This is a genomic window from Streptomyces sp. NPDC058464, from assembly GCF_042721035.1.
Lineage (GTDB): Bacteria > Actinomycetota > Actinomycetes > Streptomycetales > Streptomycetaceae > Streptomyces.
In genome coordinates, this window is the sequence record NZ_JBHXMA010000070.1 from 24732 (window position 1) to 38619 (window position 13888).

A 13888-nucleotide genomic window follows, 5' to 3' on the forward strand; every position below is an offset into this window, starting at 1 on the left:
ACCAGGAATGCCGGTACGGGACCAGGGTCCCGCGGGGTTCGAGGCTGTCGGCTCCGTCGCGGTGCGTACCTTCGCAGCAGCCCGGAGTCCGCTGACCACGCGGACAGCACACCAGAGCATGGATGGCCATCACGTGAACGCCATGGCCGGCGACGGAAGTGGCGCGCCCCACAGCCAATTCGCCGACTACGACGAACTGCCCGACGGGCACTTCTACGACCCCGACGCCGAGTACGAGCCCGATCCGGAGTACGCGGCCACGCTCGCGCCCGACGCGGCCCGCCAGCGCCGCGAGCGCGTCGGCCCGACCGGGCGCCCGCTGCCGTACTTCCCGATCCCGGGCCCGGTGACCAGTCACGGCCCCGCGACGATCATCGCGATGTGCAACCAGAAGGGCGGCGTCGGCAAGACCACGTCGACCATCAACCTGGGTGCCGCGCTCGCGGAGTACGGCCGGCGGGTGCTGCTCGTGGACTTCGACCCGCAGGGCGCGCTGTCGGTCGGTCTCGGCGTCAACCCGATGGAGCTCGACCTCACCGTCTACAATCTGCTCATGGAGCGGGGCATGGCGGCCGACGAGGTCCTTCTGAAGACCGCGGTCCCCAACATGGACCTGCTGCCCTCCAACATCGACCTGTCGGCCGCCGAGGTCCAGCTGGTCTCCGAGGTCGCCCGTGAGTCGACGCTGCAGCGCGCCCTGAAGCCGCTGCTGCCCGACTACGACTACATCGTGATCGACTGTCAGCCCTCGCTCGGCCTGCTCACGGTCAACGCGCTGACGGCCGCCCACAAGGTGATCGTGCCGCTGGAGTGCGAGTTCTTCGCGCTGCGTGGTGTCGCCCTGCTGACCGAGACCATCGAGAAGGTCCAGGAGCGGCTCAACCCGGAGCTGGAGCTCGACGGCATCCTCGCCACGATGTACGACTCGCGCACGGTGCACAGCCGTGAGGTGCTGGCCCGTGTCGTCGAGGCGTTCGACGACCACGTCTACCACACGGTCATCGGCCGCACGGTCCGCTTCCCGGAGACCACGGTCGCCGGTGAGCCGATCACCACGTACGCCTCCAACTCCGTCGGTGCCGCCGCCTATCGCCAGCTCGCCAGGGAGGTGCTCGCCCGGTGTCACGCCGAGTGAGTCTGCCCGGGGCCGACGAACTGTTCCGTACGACCGGGGGGATGGCGCTGCAGCCGTCCACGCCCAGGCGCCCGGTCAACGGCGAGGCCCGGGTGCCGGCTCCCGCGGGGGAGAGCGACGAGACGGCGGCCGCGGCCGCCGAGGACGTGCCCCAGTCGGTGCCCGTGCAGGGCGGCGACGGCGAGGGCGCGGAGCATGTGGCGGCGGAGGCCGAGTCGGCCGACGCCGGGGAGTCCCGCAACCACGCCGCGCAGTCCGTCACGGTCGCGCCGTCGGCGGAGCGGTCCGCGCGGCAGCAGGCGGCGCAGGAAGGTTCTGCCGGGTCCGCCGCGCAGGGGCAGCCCCGCAAGCAGCGGGGCGGCGGCCGGGCGCCCGCCCGGCGGCCCAGCGGGCGCGAGCGGCACGACGAGAAGATCACCGTGTACGTCTCCGCCGAGGAGCTGATGGACCTGGAGCACGCCCGGCTGGTGCTCCGGGGCGAGCACGGGCTGGCCGTGGACCGGGGCCGGATCGTCCGCGAGGCGGTCGCCGTGGTCCTGGCCGACCTGGAGTCCCGCGGGGACGCGAGCATCCTCGTACGACGGCTGCGCGGGCGGTAGGGGTAGCCTGCGGGGGCTATGACCTCGACCGACGTTCCCGCTCCCGGTGCCTCCGGCGGCCATCGGCGTGCGCTGGGGCGCGGGCCGGGTGTTTCGCCGCCGGCGCCGGAAGCGGTGCCGTTGGCGGACGAGGGGCCGGCGTCGGCTGAGGCCGTGGGTCCTCCTGAGGCCGGTGGGCCGTTGTGCCCACCCTCCCCCACTCTCGACTTCGCTCGAGCGGGGGGACCCCCATCGCCCAGCGGAACGCCTGCCCACAACGGCGGCGTGTCAGAAGAGGAGCCTGGCGCTGTCGAACCCCAGCCCCCCGGCGCCGAGGAGCCCCAAGACGTTCCCGACGGTGTCTTCAAGGTCCGCCTCGCCAACTTCGAGGGGCCTTTCGATCTGCTCCTCCAGCTGATCTCCAAGCACAAGCTGGACGTCACCGAGGTCGCGCTGTCCAAGGTGACCGACGAGTTCATGGGGCACATCCGGGCCATGGGGCCGGACTGGGACCTCGACCAGACCACCGAGTTCCTCGTCGTCGCCGCCACCCTGCTGGACCTCAAGGCCGCCCGGCTGCTGCCCGCCGCCGAGGTCGAGGACGAGGCCGACCTGGCGCTCCTCGAGGCTCGGGACCTCCTTTTCGCCCGGCTGCTGCAGTACCGCGCGTACAAGCAGATCGCCGACATCTTCAACCGGCGCCTGGACGACGAGGCCCGCCGCTGGCCCCGTACCGTCGGCCTCGAACCGCACCTCGCCGAGCTGCTGCCCGAGGTCGTCATCAGCATCGGGGCGGAGGGCTTCGCCAAGCTCGCGGTCAAGGCGATGCAGCCCAGGCCCAAGCCGCAGGTGTACGTCGACCACATCCACGCCCCGCTGGTCAGCGTGCAGGAACAGGCCGGGATCGTGGTCGCGCGGCTGCGGGAGCTGGGGGAGGCGAGCTTCCGGGTGCTCGTCGAGGACACCGACAACACGCTCACCGTCGTGGCCCGTTTCCTCGCGCTCCTGGAGCTGTACCGGGAGAAGGCCGTCGCCCTCGACCAGGAGACCGCCCTCGGGGACCTGATCGTGCGCTGGACCGGCGGGGACGCCGGGGCCCGGCTGATGGTCACCGACGAATTCGACCGGCCGCCCGAGCCGCCCAAGGAGGAGAAGGCGTGAGCGAGGAGACCGCGGAGCTGCCGGCGGGGCTGCGGCCCGTCGCCGACCTCGAGCTCAAGCCGGCCCTGGAAGCCGTCCTGATGGTCGTGGACGAGCCCGCCACCGTCGAGCACCTGTCCAAGCTGCTGGAGCGGCCGAAGCAGACGATCACCAAGGCGCTGCGGGCGCTGGCGGACGAGTACACCGCGCAGGGCCGCGGCTTCGAGCTGCGGTTCGTCGCGGGCGGCTGGCGTTACTACACGCGCGGCGAGTACGCGCCCGCCGTCGAGCGGCTGGTCCTGGAGGGCCAGACCGCCCGGCTCACCCAGGCCGCCCTGGAGACCCTCGCGGTCGTCGCGTACCGCCAGCCGGTGAGCCGCAGCCGGGTCTCGGTCGTCCGCGGGGTCAACTGCGACGGTGTGATGCGCACCCTGCTGCAGCGCGGTCTGGTCGAGGAGGCGGGCACGGAACCCGAAACAGGTGCGATCCTGTACAGGACGACGAACTACTTCCTGGAGCGGATGGGCCTGCGTGGCCTGGACGAGCTCCCGGAGCTCGCGCCCTTCCTCCCGGAGGCGGAGGCGATCGAGGCCGAGACCCAGGAGGGCGTACCGTCGTTCGACCCCGACGCACCCGATGTGCCGGGAACAGACGACGCAGACGACTAGACGGAACTTTGATGCGAAGCAGCAGCGGCAGGAACAGCAGCGGAAACAACGGCGGGAGCCGTGGTGGCAACAGCGGCGGCCGCGGCGGGAGCAGCGGTGGCCGCGGTAACTACCGCGGCGCCGGGAACGCCCGCGACGACAAGCAGGGCGCCGGCCGGCCGAAGAAGCCGCGCCCGGAGGAGCGGCGCTACGACGTAGGCCCGGGCGCCACCCAGGACGGCCCGAAGTCGGGCCGCGGCGCCTCGGCGCGCGGCGGCGCCAAGGGCGGGCCCCGGCAGGGGCAGGGCACCGGGCGCGGCCGGACGGCTCCGGCGAGCTCCCGTGAGTACGACGCCCGCGCCGAGGAGCGCAACCGGGAGCGGTACACCGGCAAGAAGGACGTGAAGCTCCCCAAGACCTTCCCGGGCGCCGAGCAGGAGGGCGAGCGGCTGCAGAAGGTCCTCGCCCGCGCGGGCTACGGCTCCCGGCGTGCCTGCGAGGAGCTGATCGAGCAGGCCAGGGTCGAGGTCAACGGCGAGATCGTCCTGGAGCAGGGCAAGCGGGTCGACCCGGAGAAGGACGAGGTCAGGGTCGACGGGCTGACCGTCGCCACGCAGTCGTACCAGTTCTTCTCGCTGAACAAGCCGGCCGGCGTGGTCTCCACCATGGAGGACCCGGACGGGCGGCAGTGCCTCGGCGACTACGTCACCAACCGGGAGACCCGGCTCTTCCACGTGGGGCGCCTGGACACCGAGACCGAGGGCGTCATCCTGCTCACCAACCACGGCGAGCTGGCGCACCGGCTGACCCACCCCAAGTACGGCGTGAAGAAGACCTACCTCGCGCACATCGTCGGCCCGATCCCGCGCGACCTGGGCAAGAAGCTCAAGGACGGCATCCAGCTGGAGGACGGGTACGCGCGCGCGGACCACTTCCGGGTCGTCGAGCAGACCGGCAAGAACTACCTCGTCGAGGTCACCCTGCACGAGGGCCGCAAGCACATCGTCCGCCGCATGCTGGCGGAGGCCGGGTTCCCGGTCGACAAGCTGGTGCGGGTCGCCTTCGGGCCGATCACCCTCGGCGACCAGAAGTCGGGCTGGCTGCGCCGCCTGTCCAACACCGAGGTCGGGATGCTCATGAAGGAAGTCGACCTCTAGACCCCCGGCCCCGCAGAGGGGCGTGTACGGCTTTCTGGCGGCCGGTTCCGGGTAGTCCGGGACCGGCCGTCGTCGTATCCGCGAACGGGGCTCCAGCGGCCGCTGAGGCCTTGCGCGACCCCCGCCGGCTCTTTATAGTCGTAAAGACCATTAGTTGCGTCGATCACCGAGGGGGTGGACGGGCACATGCAGGGCTACGACAAGCACGCCTTCGAACCCTTCGCCGTCACCGTCGACCTCGCCGTCCTCACCCTCCGCGCCGGAGCCCTGCACGTGCTGCTCGTCGAGCGCGGGCAGGAGCCGTACGCCGGACAGTGGGCGCTGCCCGGCGGCTTCGTGCTGCCGCGGGAGTCGGCCGAGACGGCGGCCCGGCGGGAACTCGCCGAGGAGACCGGCCTGTCGGACGTGTCCGGACTGCACCTGGAGCAGCTGCGCACCTACAGCGAGCCCGACCGCGACCCGAGGATGCGGGTGGTCTCCGTCGCCTTCACCGCGCTGCTGCCCGACGCCCCCGAGCCGCACGGCGGCGGGGACGCGGCCCAGGCGCGCTGGCAGCCGTACGACCCGGCCCGGCCGCTCGCCTTCGACCACGTCCGGATCCTGGCCGACGCCCATGAACGGGTCGGCGCGCAACTGGAGTACAGCTGTCTCGCCACCGCCTTCTGCCCGCCCGAGTTCACCCTCGGCGAGCTGCAGAACGTCTACGAGACCGTGTGGGGCGTCGCGCTGGACCGCCCCAACTTCCGCCGCAAGGTGCTCGCCACCCCCGGCTTCGTCGAACCCGCCCCCGGCGCCGCCCGGTTGACCGGCGGCCGCGGCAAACCGGCCGCCCTCTACCGCGCGGGCACCGCCACCGCGCTCCACCCGCCCCTGCTCCGCCCGTCCCGGGAAGGACGCCCCGCATGACCACGAACATCGGCGACAAGCGTGCCGCCACCGGCTCCCTGATCGGTCTCGCCCTCGGGGACGCGCTCGGCTTCCCCACCGAGTTCAACGACGTGCCGTCCATCCTCGCCAAGTTCGGGCCGTGGCGGGAGATGGAGCTGCCGCAGCGGGCCTTCGTCTCGGACGACACCCAGATGACCCTCGCCGTGGGACACGCGATGCGCACCGCCATGGACCGGGGAGTGCTCGCCCCCAAGCGGCTGGAGCGGCCGCTGCGCGAGGAGTTCGTGAACTGGTACCAGTCGCCCGAGAACAACCGGGCGCCCGGCCGGACCTGCCTGCGGGCCTGCAACCTCCTGAAGGAGGAGGGACGCGCCTGGCAGGACGCCAGCCAGATCGACTCCAAGGGCTGCGGCGCCAACATGCGGGTCGCGCCCGTCGGTCTCGCCCCCGGGCTGAGCGACGAACAGCGCGCCGGCGCCGCCCAGTTGCAGGCCGGGCTCACCCACGGCCACCCCACCGCGCTGGCCGCCTCCGACCTCACCGCGCGTGCCGTACGGCTGCTCGCGCAGGGGACCGAACCGGACCGGCTCGTCGACCGGCTGCGGTCGTACGCCCGCGAGAACCGCACCCGCTACCACCGCACCTGGCTCGGCGACCTGTGGACGCGCGGCCAGGACGCGAGCCCCGAGGCGTTCATCGCGCGCGGCTGGGACGAGTGCCTGGAGATCCTCGACCGGCTCCAGGAGGCCGTGCGCACCGCCTCGCCGGAGGCCGACCCGTGCCTGGCCACCGGCGCCGGCTGGATCGCCGAAGAGGCCCTGGCGACCGGTCTGCTCTGCTTCCTGCTCTTCCCCGGCGAACCGGTGCTCGCCCTGCGCCGGGCCGCCTGCTCCTCCGGCGACTCGGACTCGATCGCCTGCCTCACCGGCGCCTTCGCCGGGGCCTGGCTGGGCGAGGACGCCTGGCCGACCGAGTGGGCCGACCGGATCGAGTACCAGGGCGACCTGATGACCCTGGGCGCGCTCTGGGACGCCTGAGTCGAACTCGGCGCCGCACTCGCCCTGAGCTGAACTCAGCACCGCCTGGCGCGCACGGCGCCCTGCACGGTCTGGTGGTCCGGGTGCGTCCGGAGAGCCGAGGCCCGGCGGGTCCGGAACAGGAAGTCGGCCACGCGCGCGTGGTCCGGCTCCGCCGGGAGCGGGGTGCCGTGCAGCGCCCGTTCGGTCTCCTCGGCCAGCCGGGCCATCCGGGACTCGGCCTCCGCCCAGGAGACCTCGCCCCGCTTCACCGCCAGGAACTCCGCGCGCCGGTCGCCGACGCCGATCGTCAGCTCGCCGGTGCGCAGCAGGTCGCGGGCGCTCGTCAGCAGCCGCAGCAGGTGCATCGCGTGCTTCCAGCGCGGGGCTCCGTGCACACGGACGTCGGCGTCGAGCTTCCGGCGCTGGGCGAGGGCGTAGCCGGTGAAGGAGTCGTAGGCGCGCCGGGAGAGGAAGGCTCCGCGCAGCGCGAGCAACTCGCGGCCCGTGTCGTCGAGGCGTTCGACCAGGGGTGAGTGCAGGCACTCCAGGATGTTCGGGTTGGCCCGTAGCGCCAGCTCGCAGAACCGTTCCAGCTCCCAGGAGAACTGCTCCTCGCCCGGCCCCTCGACATGTGTCGGCGGCTTCGCCAAGCCCCAGAACAGGGGAGTGGGGGCGAGGAACACACCCCGGCGGTCGGTGTCGCTGTCCTCCGTGGCCAGACCGAAGGCCCGCGACCCCATGACACAGGCGTAGATCGTGTGGTCGCGCACCAGGTCCTCGGGCTCCATGCCCAGGAGCGTATGTGGCCGGTCACCCCAGGGTGATGGAATTTCCGCTCACCGTGATCGTCTCGGCCGGCAGCGGCCTGGTCGCCGGGCCGTGGGCGACCGAGCCGTCGGCGATGTGGAACTTGCTGCCGTGGCAGGGGCAGTCGATGGTGCCGTCCGCCACCTGGTTCACCGTGCAGCCCTGATGCGTGCAGATCGCCGAGAAGGCCTTGAACTCGCCCTTCGTCGGCTGGGTCACCACGACCTTCTGGTCCTTGAAGATCATGCCGCCGCCCTCCGGGATCTCGCTCGTCTGCGCCAGCACATCCCCGGAGGCCGCGCTCCCCGCCCCGGACGAGGCGGACGTCGCGGACGAGCTGGAGGAGCCGTTGTCGTTGTAGTTGCTGCATCCCACGCAGGTCGCGGCGAGCGCCGCGGTACCCGTCGTGAGCACGCTGCGCCGAGTGGAGCCGTCGGTCATGTCGTCACCCCGAACGTGCGGAAGAACCAGAAGGCTGACGTCAGCCAGACGAGCGTGAGCACGGCGAACACCAGCCCACCGACGATCGGCAGCAGCCAGCCGGGGAGTCGCTCCGAGCGGAGCAGCAGCATCTTGGCACTGAAAACACCGAAGAAGAAGCAACCCAGGATGGAGTGCCACAAAACGCGTGTTTCGTACGTCTGATAGCCCAACGCGTACAGGCAGTGGACCGCCACGGGGACGGCGACCAGGAACGCGATCCGCCCCGACCAGCGGTGCAGCGCGGGCGCCCAGCGAGGTCCCGGCAGCTTGCCGTACATCATCAGCGCCGAGGCCAGCTGGACGAGCGCGAAGAAGAACGCCGTCGAGGCGAGCCAGGACTTCACCGCGCGCGTGCTGCTGAAACCGGCGAGGTTGAAGGCCGTCCCGGTCGGCTGGTGGACCCTGCCGTACACGCCGAGGGCGACCGCGACCGCGGCGGCCACCAGGACGGGGACGAGATAGCGGACGGGGTGCGGGCGGCGGTGGTGCGGCTCGGGCGACGGCCAGCTCTGGGTGGCGGCGTTCGGGTCGACGGACATGGTCGGCTCCCTCGGATCACGGTCACGGCCGGGTGTCAGGGGACGACTGGGCTCGCCGTCAGCTGCTGTCCGTCGACCGTCACGGCGCCGGTCTCCGGGTCGATGCGGGGTGCCGCCGAGGGCTTGCCGTCACGGTCGACGATGCCGACCTGGCGGCCGTCGGCGAGCACGATCCAGCCGCCGTCCACCTTCGCGCCTCGTACCGTCGCCGTGGCCCGGTACAGGCCCGACCCCTTGACGGCCCGCTGGGCGGTGAAGGCGTAGTGGCCGCCGTCCAGGTCGACGGTCCCGCGGATGCGCCGGTTGTCCTGGAGCGTGCCGTTCAGGACGGCGCCGTGACTGCCGGTGAGCCTCATGCTCCCGTCGGGCTCCACCGGGCCCTTGAGCCAGGACTCCTTGCTGTGGCCGTCGCAGAAGTACGCGATCGCCCTGCCGTCGCGGACCGAGACGGCCACGGAGGACGAGTCGTCGTCGGTGCGGCCGGCGTAGGAGGCGTCGGCGATCTTCGCCGGCCTCGGCGACGGAGGTGGGGACGGGGACACCGTGGCCGTCGGGGACGCCGTGGTCCTCGTCGGGGCCGGACTGGGTGACTTCTCCTGGTACGACGACGAAGCGGTCTTCGTCCCCGTCGTCGCGTTGAGCGTCAGCATGAACAGGCCGAACAGCAGACCCGCGAGCAGGGTCAGCAAGGGACCGGGACGTTTCATGGCGGGCCTCCCCCGAGGCGGGTCTGCCTGCCATCAGAGCGGATCGGCGGGCCCGGCGTAAAGAGGCGCACAGGGGTGTTTCCTCCCAAGTGGCGGAATGGGGTACCACACGTGACATTGGGGCCATGGCAGGCGACGGCCCCGTCTCAGCGGGCGGGCACGGCGCACGGGCCCGGCGGCGGTCTGACTAGGCTGGACGGACCAAGACGCCGACGTCAGAACAGGAGCAGCGCCGTGGCGGTACGAGCGGTCCGGGGGGCCGTCCAGCTGGAGCGGGACGAGGCCGGTCACATGGACGAACAGGTCGGAGCGCTGCTCACGGCCGTCCTGGAGCGGAACGGGCTGACCGCCGACGACCTGATCAGCATCTGGTTCACGGCCACCCCCGACCTGCACAGCGACTTCCCGGCGGCCGCCGCGCGCAAGCTCGGCATCGTCGACGTACCGCTGATCTGCGCCCAGGAGCTGGACATCGCGGGCGCCATGCCCCGGGTCGTCCGGATACTGGCGCACATCGAGTCCGACCTGCCGCGCGCCGACATCAGTCACGTCTACCTCGGTGCCGCGGCCGCCCTGCGCAAGGACATCGCCCAGTGAGGACCGCGCTCGTCATCGGCACCGGTCTCATCGGCACGTCCGCCGCGCTCGCCCTCGCCCAGCGGGGCGTCGTCGTCCACCTCGCCGACCATGACCCCGAGCAGGCCCGTACCGCGGCCGCGCTCGGCGCCGGCACCGACGAGGCGCCCGACGGGCCGGTGGACCTGGCGCTCGTCGCCGCCCCGCCCGCCCATGTGGCCGCCGTCCTCGCGGACGCGATGGGCAGGGGCCTGGCGCGCGGCTACGCCGACGTGGCCAGCGTCAAGGGCGGCCCGCGCCGGGAGCTGGAGGAGCGCGGCCTGGACCTGTCGTCGTACATCGGCACGCACCCCATGTCCGGCCGGGAGAAGTCCGGGCCGCTGGCCGCCACCGCCGACCTCTTCGAGGGCCGGCCCTGGGTGCTCACCCCCACCCGGGACACCGACACCGAGGTCCTGAACCTCGCCCTGGAGCTGGTCTCGCACTGCCGGGCCCTGCCGGTGGTCATGGACGCCGACGCCCACGACCGCGCGGTGGCCCTGGTCTCCCACATGCCCCACCTGGTCTCCAGCATGGTCGCGGCCCGCCTGGAGCACGCCGACGAGTCGGCCGTACGGCTGTGCGGCCAGGGCATCCGGGACGTGACCCGGATCGCCGCCTCCGACCCCGGGATGTGGATCGACATCCTCTCCGCGAACCCCGGCCCGGTCGCCGACCTGCTGGCCGACGTCTCCGCCGACCTCGACGAGACGGTCCGCGCCCTGCGCGCCCTGGAGTCCTCCGACGAGGACAAGCGGCGCGCGGGCGGGGCCGGGATCGAGGACGTGCTGCGCCGCGGCAACGCCGGTCAGGTCCGGGTGCCCGGCAAGCACGGGTCGGCGCCGCGGGCGTACGAGGTCGTGGCGGTGCTCATCAGCGACCAGCCCGGCCAGCTGGCCAGGATCTTCGCGGACGCCGGGGCGGCCGGGGTCAACATCGAGGACGTGCGGATCGAGCACGCCACCGGTCAGCAGGCCGGCCACGTCCAGCTCTGGGTGGAGCCGAAGGCCGTGCCCGTGCTCACGTCGGCGCTGCGGGACCGGGGCTGGGCGCTGCGCCAGTAGCGCTGAGAACGGCGGTCCCGGGGGCCGGTAACCTTGTGCGGGGCGCACCGCCGCCCGCACACCACCCACCACCCTGCACCCGGAAGGTGTCCCCCCGTGGAAAACGGCGCCGTAAAGCCCGTGATTGTCGCGATCGACGGCCCCTCGGGCACCGGCAAGTCGAGCACGTCCAAGGCCGTGGCCGAGCAGCTCGGCCTGAGCTACCTGGACACCGGCGCCCAGTACCGGGCGATCACCTGGTGGATGGTGAACAGCGGCATCGACCTGACCGACCCGACCGCGATCGCCGCGGTGGCCGGCAAGCCGGAGATCGTCTCGGGGACCGACCCGGTCAAGCCGACGATCACCGTCGACGGCGTGGACGTCGCCGGCCCGATCCGCACCGAGGAGGTCACCTCCAAGGTCAGCGCGGTCAGCGCGGTGCCCGAGGTGCGCACCCGGATCAGCGAGCTGCAGCGGTCGCTGGCCCGCGCCGCCGCGCACGGCATCGTCGTCGAGGGCCGCGACATCGGCACCACCGTGCTGCCCGACGCCGACCTGAAGGTCTTCCTCACCGCCTCCCCGGAGGCCCGCGCGGCGCGCCGCAGCGGCGAGCTGAAGGGCGCCGACGTCAACGCCACCCGCGAGGCGTTGGTCAAGCGGGACGCGGCCGACTCCACCCGCAAGACCTCGCCGCTCGCCAAGGCCGGTGACGCGGTCGAGGTGGACACCACCGAGCTGACGCTGGCCCAGGTCATCGAGTGCGTCGTCACCCTCGTCGAGGAGAAGCGGGCCGGGAAGTGAGCGTTCCGTCGCAGCGGGGCGCCGAGACCGGGCGCCGCATCGGGGTCGGCCTGATGTACGGGCTGTGGAAGCCGCGCGTGCTCGGCTCCTGGAAGGTGCCCGCGCAGGGCCCGGCGATCCTCGCCGTGAACCACTCCCACAACATCGACGGCCCGATGGTCATGGGCGTGGCGCCCCGGCCGACGCACTTCCTCATCAAGAAGGAGGCGTTCGTCGGGCCGCTCGACCCGTTCCTGACCCGGATCGGGCAGCTGAAGGTGGACCGCCAGTCCACCGACCGCACGGCGATCACCCGGGCGCTCGGTGTCCTGGAGACCGGGGGAGTGCTCGGCATATTCCCCGAGGGCAGCCGCGGCGACGGCGACTTCGCCGCCCTCCGCGCGGGCCTCGCCTACTTCGCGGTGCGCTCCGGGGCGCCGATCGTCCCGGTGGCCGTGCTGGGAAGCTCCGAGCGGCGCGGACGGTTGATAAAGGGGCTGCCCCCGCTGCGCTCCCGCGTCGACGTCGTCTTCGGCGACCCCTTCGAAGCGGGCGACGGCAGCGGCCGACGCACCCGAAAGGCCCTGGACGAGGCCACCGAGCGTATCCAGAAGCAGCTCGCGGGCCACCTGGAAAACGCCAGGCGTCTGACCGGACGCTAAGCGACACTTAGTAGTGGATCAGCCCCATTTCGCGGCCGGTCCACCGATCACCACGATGAACGACGAGGTACGCACTTCATGAACGACCACATCCAGCCCGGCGACTCGGCTGAGCACGAGTACGACCACGGGGCGCTCGGTGACACCGAGTACGCGGAGTTCATGGAGCTCGCCGCCGAAGAGGGCTTCGACATCGAGGACGTCGAGGGCGCCATCGAGGCGGCCGGCCACGGCCCGCTGCCCGTCCTCGCCGTCGTGGGCCGCCCGAACGTCGGCAAGTCGACTCTGGTGAACCGCATCATCGGGCGCCGCGAGGCCGTCGTCGAGGACAAGCCCGGGGTCACCCGGGACCGCGTGACCTACGAGGCGGAGTGGGCCGGCCGCCGCTTCAAGGTCGTCGACACCGGCGGCTGGGAGCAGGACGTCCTCGGCATCGACGCCTCCGTGGCGGCCCAGGCCGAGTACGCGATCGAGGCGGCCGACGCGGTCGTCTTCGTCGTCGACGCCAAGGTCGGCGCGACCGACACCGACGAGGCGGTCGTACGACTGCTGCGCAAGGCCGGCAAGCCCGTCGTGCTGGCCGCCAACAAGGTCGACGGTCCCAGCGGCGAGGCCGACGCGTCCTACCTCTGGTCCCTGGGCCTCGGCGAGCCGCACCCCGTCTCCGCCCTGCACGGCCGCGGCACCGGCGACATGCTGGACGCCGTCCTGGAGGCGCTGCCCGAGGCGCCCGAGCAGACCTTCGGCGGCCCCGGCGTCGGCGGCCCCCGCCGGATCGCCCTCATCGGCCGCCCGAACGTCGGCAAGTCCTCCCTCCTCAACAAGGTGGCCGGCGAGGAGCGCGTCGTCGTCAACGAGATCGCCGGCACCACCCGCGACCCGGTCGACGAGCTGATCGAACTCGGCGGCATCACCTGGAAGTTCGTCGACACCGCCGGCATCCGCAAGCGCGTCCACCTCCAGCAGGGCGCCGACTACTACGCCTCGCTGCGCACCGCGGCCGCCGTCGAGAAGGCCGAGCTCGCGGTCATCCTGCTCGACGCCTCCGAGAACATCTCCGTGCAGGACCAGCGGATCGTCACCATGGCCGTCGAGGCGGGCCGTGCGGTCGTCCTCGCCTTCAACAAGTGGGACACCCTCGACGAGGAGCGCCGCTACTACCTGGAACGCGAGATCGAGACCGAGCTCGGCCAGGTCGCCTGGGCGCCCCGCGTCAACGTCTCGGCCCGCACCGGCCGCCACATGGAGAAGCTGGTCCCCGCGATCGAGACCGCCCTTGGCGGCTGGGAGACCCGTGTCCCCACCGGCCGCCTCAACGCCTTCCTCGGCGAGCTGGTCGCGGCCCACCCGCACCCGGTCCGGGGCGGCAAGCAGCCCCGCATCCTGTTCGGCACCCAGGCCGGCACCAAGCCGCCGCGGTTCGTCCTGTTCGCCTCCGGCTTCATCGAGGCGGGCTACCGCCGCTTCATCGAGCGCCGGCTGCGCGAGGAGTTCGGCTTCGAGGGCACGCCGATCCACATCTCCGTGCGGGTGCGCGAGAAGCGCGGCGCGAAGAAGAAGTAGCCGCATGCGTGAGGGGCGGCCACCGTCAGCGGTGGCCGCCCCCCACGCAAGTGTGAAAGCCCCCCGCGCCGGGGGGGCGGGGCGGCCCCCCCCCCCCAACCGGGCGGCGGCCGTAACCGGGG

At 72.4% G+C, this 13888-nt stretch carries 16 protein-coding genes; 12 read left to right on the top strand and 4 right to left on the bottom strand.

The window, feature by feature from the left end; genetic code table 11:
- Window positions 1–7 precede the first annotated feature (7 nt).
- The 7 genes from ACFWPQ_RS48520 to ACFWPQ_RS48550 all read left to right on the top strand — a co-directional run bounded on the left by ACFWPQ_RS48520 (window position 8) and on the right by ACFWPQ_RS48550 (window position 6582).
- The gene (locus ACFWPQ_RS48520; protein ID WP_361293022.1) at window positions 8–1135 is read left to right on the top strand and encodes a ParA family protein; all 1128 of its coding nucleotides are present in this window, start codon (window positions 8–10) and stop codon (window positions 1133–1135) included.
- Window positions 1120–1734 (top strand): hypothetical protein, encoded by a 615-nt coding sequence (locus ACFWPQ_RS48525; protein WP_384050706.1) that lies wholly within the window; start codon window positions 1120–1122, stop codon window positions 1732–1734. The genes ACFWPQ_RS48520 and ACFWPQ_RS48525 overlap by 16 nt, the downstream gene beginning before the upstream one ends.
- An 18-nt stretch (window positions 1735–1752) precedes the next feature.
- A complete protein-coding gene (locus tag ACFWPQ_RS48530; RefSeq protein ID WP_384050709.1) occupies window positions 1753–2874 on the top strand; it encodes a segregation/condensation protein A in 1122 nt (373 codons plus the stop codon).
- Window positions 2871–3521 carry an SMC-Scp complex subunit ScpB gene (gene scpB / locus ACFWPQ_RS48535; protein WP_384050712.1) on the top strand — a complete coding sequence of 217 codons (651 nt, stop codon included), beginning with the start codon at window positions 2871–2873 and terminating at the stop codon, window positions 3519–3521. Before ACFWPQ_RS48530 ends, scpB begins: the two co-directional genes overlap by 4 nt.
- Window positions 3522–3532: 11 nt before the next feature.
- On the top strand, window positions 3533–4657 hold the full coding sequence (locus tag ACFWPQ_RS48540) for a pseudouridine synthase (protein ID WP_384050715.1): 1125 nt from the start codon (window positions 3533–3535) through the stop codon (window positions 4655–4657).
- A gap of 186 nt (window positions 4658–4843) precedes the next feature.
- Window positions 4844–5563, top strand: coding sequence for an NUDIX domain-containing protein (locus tag ACFWPQ_RS48545; RefSeq protein WP_384050718.1), 720 nt, complete (start codon window positions 4844–4846; stop codon window positions 5561–5563).
- Window positions 5560–6582, top strand: a complete 1023-nt coding sequence (locus ACFWPQ_RS48550) for an ADP-ribosylglycohydrolase family protein (RefSeq protein WP_384050721.1) — start codon at window positions 5560–5562, stop codon at window positions 6580–6582. The genes ACFWPQ_RS48545 and ACFWPQ_RS48550 overlap by 4 nt, the downstream gene beginning before the upstream one ends.
- 35 nt (window positions 6583–6617) lie before the next feature.
- On the opposite strand, the gene ACFWPQ_RS48555 is transcribed toward ACFWPQ_RS48550, so the two are convergent.
- The 4 genes from ACFWPQ_RS48555 to ACFWPQ_RS48570 are packed head-to-tail and all read right to left on the bottom strand — an operon-like array spanning window position 6618 to window position 9100.
- Complete coding sequence (locus ACFWPQ_RS48555) at window positions 6618–7352, bottom strand: DNA polymerase beta superfamily protein (protein WP_384050723.1); 735 nt, start codon at window positions 7350–7352, stop codon at window positions 6618–6620.
- Between the two features lie 22 nt (window positions 7353–7374).
- Window positions 7375–7812: a Rieske (2Fe-2S) protein gene (locus tag ACFWPQ_RS48560; RefSeq protein ID WP_384050726.1), complete on the bottom strand. Its 438-nt coding sequence runs from the start codon at window positions 7810–7812 to the stop codon at window positions 7375–7377.
- Window positions 7809–8393, bottom strand: a complete 585-nt coding sequence (locus ACFWPQ_RS48565) for a DUF6529 family protein (RefSeq protein WP_384050729.1) — start codon at window positions 8391–8393, stop codon at window positions 7809–7811. The genes ACFWPQ_RS48560 and ACFWPQ_RS48565 overlap by 4 nt, the downstream gene beginning before the upstream one ends.
- A 35-nt stretch (window positions 8394–8428) precedes the next feature.
- A complete protein-coding gene (locus ACFWPQ_RS48570; RefSeq protein ID WP_384050732.1) occupies window positions 8429–9100 on the bottom strand; it encodes a hypothetical protein in 672 nt (223 codons plus the stop codon).
- 234 nt (window positions 9101–9334) lie between these two features.
- Here ACFWPQ_RS48570 and aroH point away from each other — a divergent pair, with 234 nt between their 5' ends.
- From aroH to der, 5 genes are all read left to right on the top strand, one after another.
- Complete coding sequence (aroH, locus tag ACFWPQ_RS48575) at window positions 9335–9697, top strand: chorismate mutase (protein ID WP_384050735.1); 363 nt, start codon at window positions 9335–9337, stop codon at window positions 9695–9697.
- The gene (locus ACFWPQ_RS48580; RefSeq protein ID WP_384050738.1) at window positions 9694–10779 is read left to right on the top strand and encodes a prephenate dehydrogenase; all 1086 of its coding nucleotides are present in this window, start codon (window positions 9694–9696) and stop codon (window positions 10777–10779) included. The genes aroH and ACFWPQ_RS48580 overlap by 4 nt, the downstream gene beginning before the upstream one ends.
- Window positions 10780–10875: 96 nt before the next feature.
- A complete protein-coding gene (gene cmk / locus ACFWPQ_RS48585; RefSeq protein WP_384050741.1) occupies window positions 10876–11562 on the top strand; it encodes a (d)CMP kinase in 687 nt (228 codons plus the stop codon).
- A 53-nt stretch (window positions 11563–11615) separates the two neighbouring features.
- Window positions 11616–12203 carry a lysophospholipid acyltransferase family protein gene (locus tag ACFWPQ_RS48590; protein ID WP_384050756.1) on the top strand — a complete coding sequence of 196 codons (588 nt, stop codon included), beginning with the start codon at window positions 11616–11618 and terminating at the stop codon, window positions 12201–12203.
- 78 nt (window positions 12204–12281) lie between these two features.
- Window positions 12282–13766, top strand: a complete 1485-nt coding sequence (gene der / locus ACFWPQ_RS48595) for a ribosome biogenesis GTPase Der (protein ID WP_384050744.1) — start codon at window positions 12282–12284, stop codon at window positions 13764–13766.
- Window positions 13767–13888 lie beyond the last annotated feature (122 nt).

Coding starts and splice junctions, on each gene's coding strand:
- ACFWPQ_RS48540 (WP_384050715.1), top strand. CDS start 3,533: ATGCGAAGCAGCAGCGGCAGGAACAGCAGCGGAAACAACGGCGGGAGC.
- ACFWPQ_RS48550 (WP_384050721.1), top strand. CDS start 5,560: ATGACCACGAACATCGGCGACAAGCGTGCCGCCACCGGCTCCCTGATC.
- ACFWPQ_RS48590 (WP_384050756.1), top strand. CDS start 11,616: ATGTACGGGCTGTGGAAGCCGCGCGTGCTCGGCTCCTGGAAGGTGCCC.
- ACFWPQ_RS48520 (WP_361293022.1), top strand. CDS start 8: ATGCCGGTACGGGACCAGGGTCCCGCGGGGTTCGAGGCTGTCGGCTCC.
- ACFWPQ_RS48560 (WP_384050726.1), bottom strand. CDS start 7,812: ATGACCGACGGCTCCACTCGGCGCAGCGTGCTCACGACGGGTACCGCG.
- ACFWPQ_RS48555 (WP_384050723.1), bottom strand. CDS start 7,352: ATGGAGCCCGAGGACCTGGTGCGCGACCACACGATCTACGCCTGTGTC.
- ACFWPQ_RS48565 (WP_384050729.1), bottom strand. CDS start 8,393: ATGTCCGTCGACCCGAACGCCGCCACCCAGAGCTGGCCGTCGCCCGAG.
- ACFWPQ_RS48545 (WP_384050718.1), top strand. CDS start 4,844: ATGCAGGGCTACGACAAGCACGCCTTCGAACCCTTCGCCGTCACCGTC.
- der (WP_384050744.1), top strand. CDS start 12,282: ATGAACGACCACATCCAGCCCGGCGACTCGGCTGAGCACGAGTACGAC.
- ACFWPQ_RS48530 (WP_384050709.1), top strand. CDS start 1,753: ATGACCTCGACCGACGTTCCCGCTCCCGGTGCCTCCGGCGGCCATCGG.
- ACFWPQ_RS48570 (WP_384050732.1), bottom strand. CDS start 9,100: ATGAAACGTCCCGGTCCCTTGCTGACCCTGCTCGCGGGTCTGCTGTTC.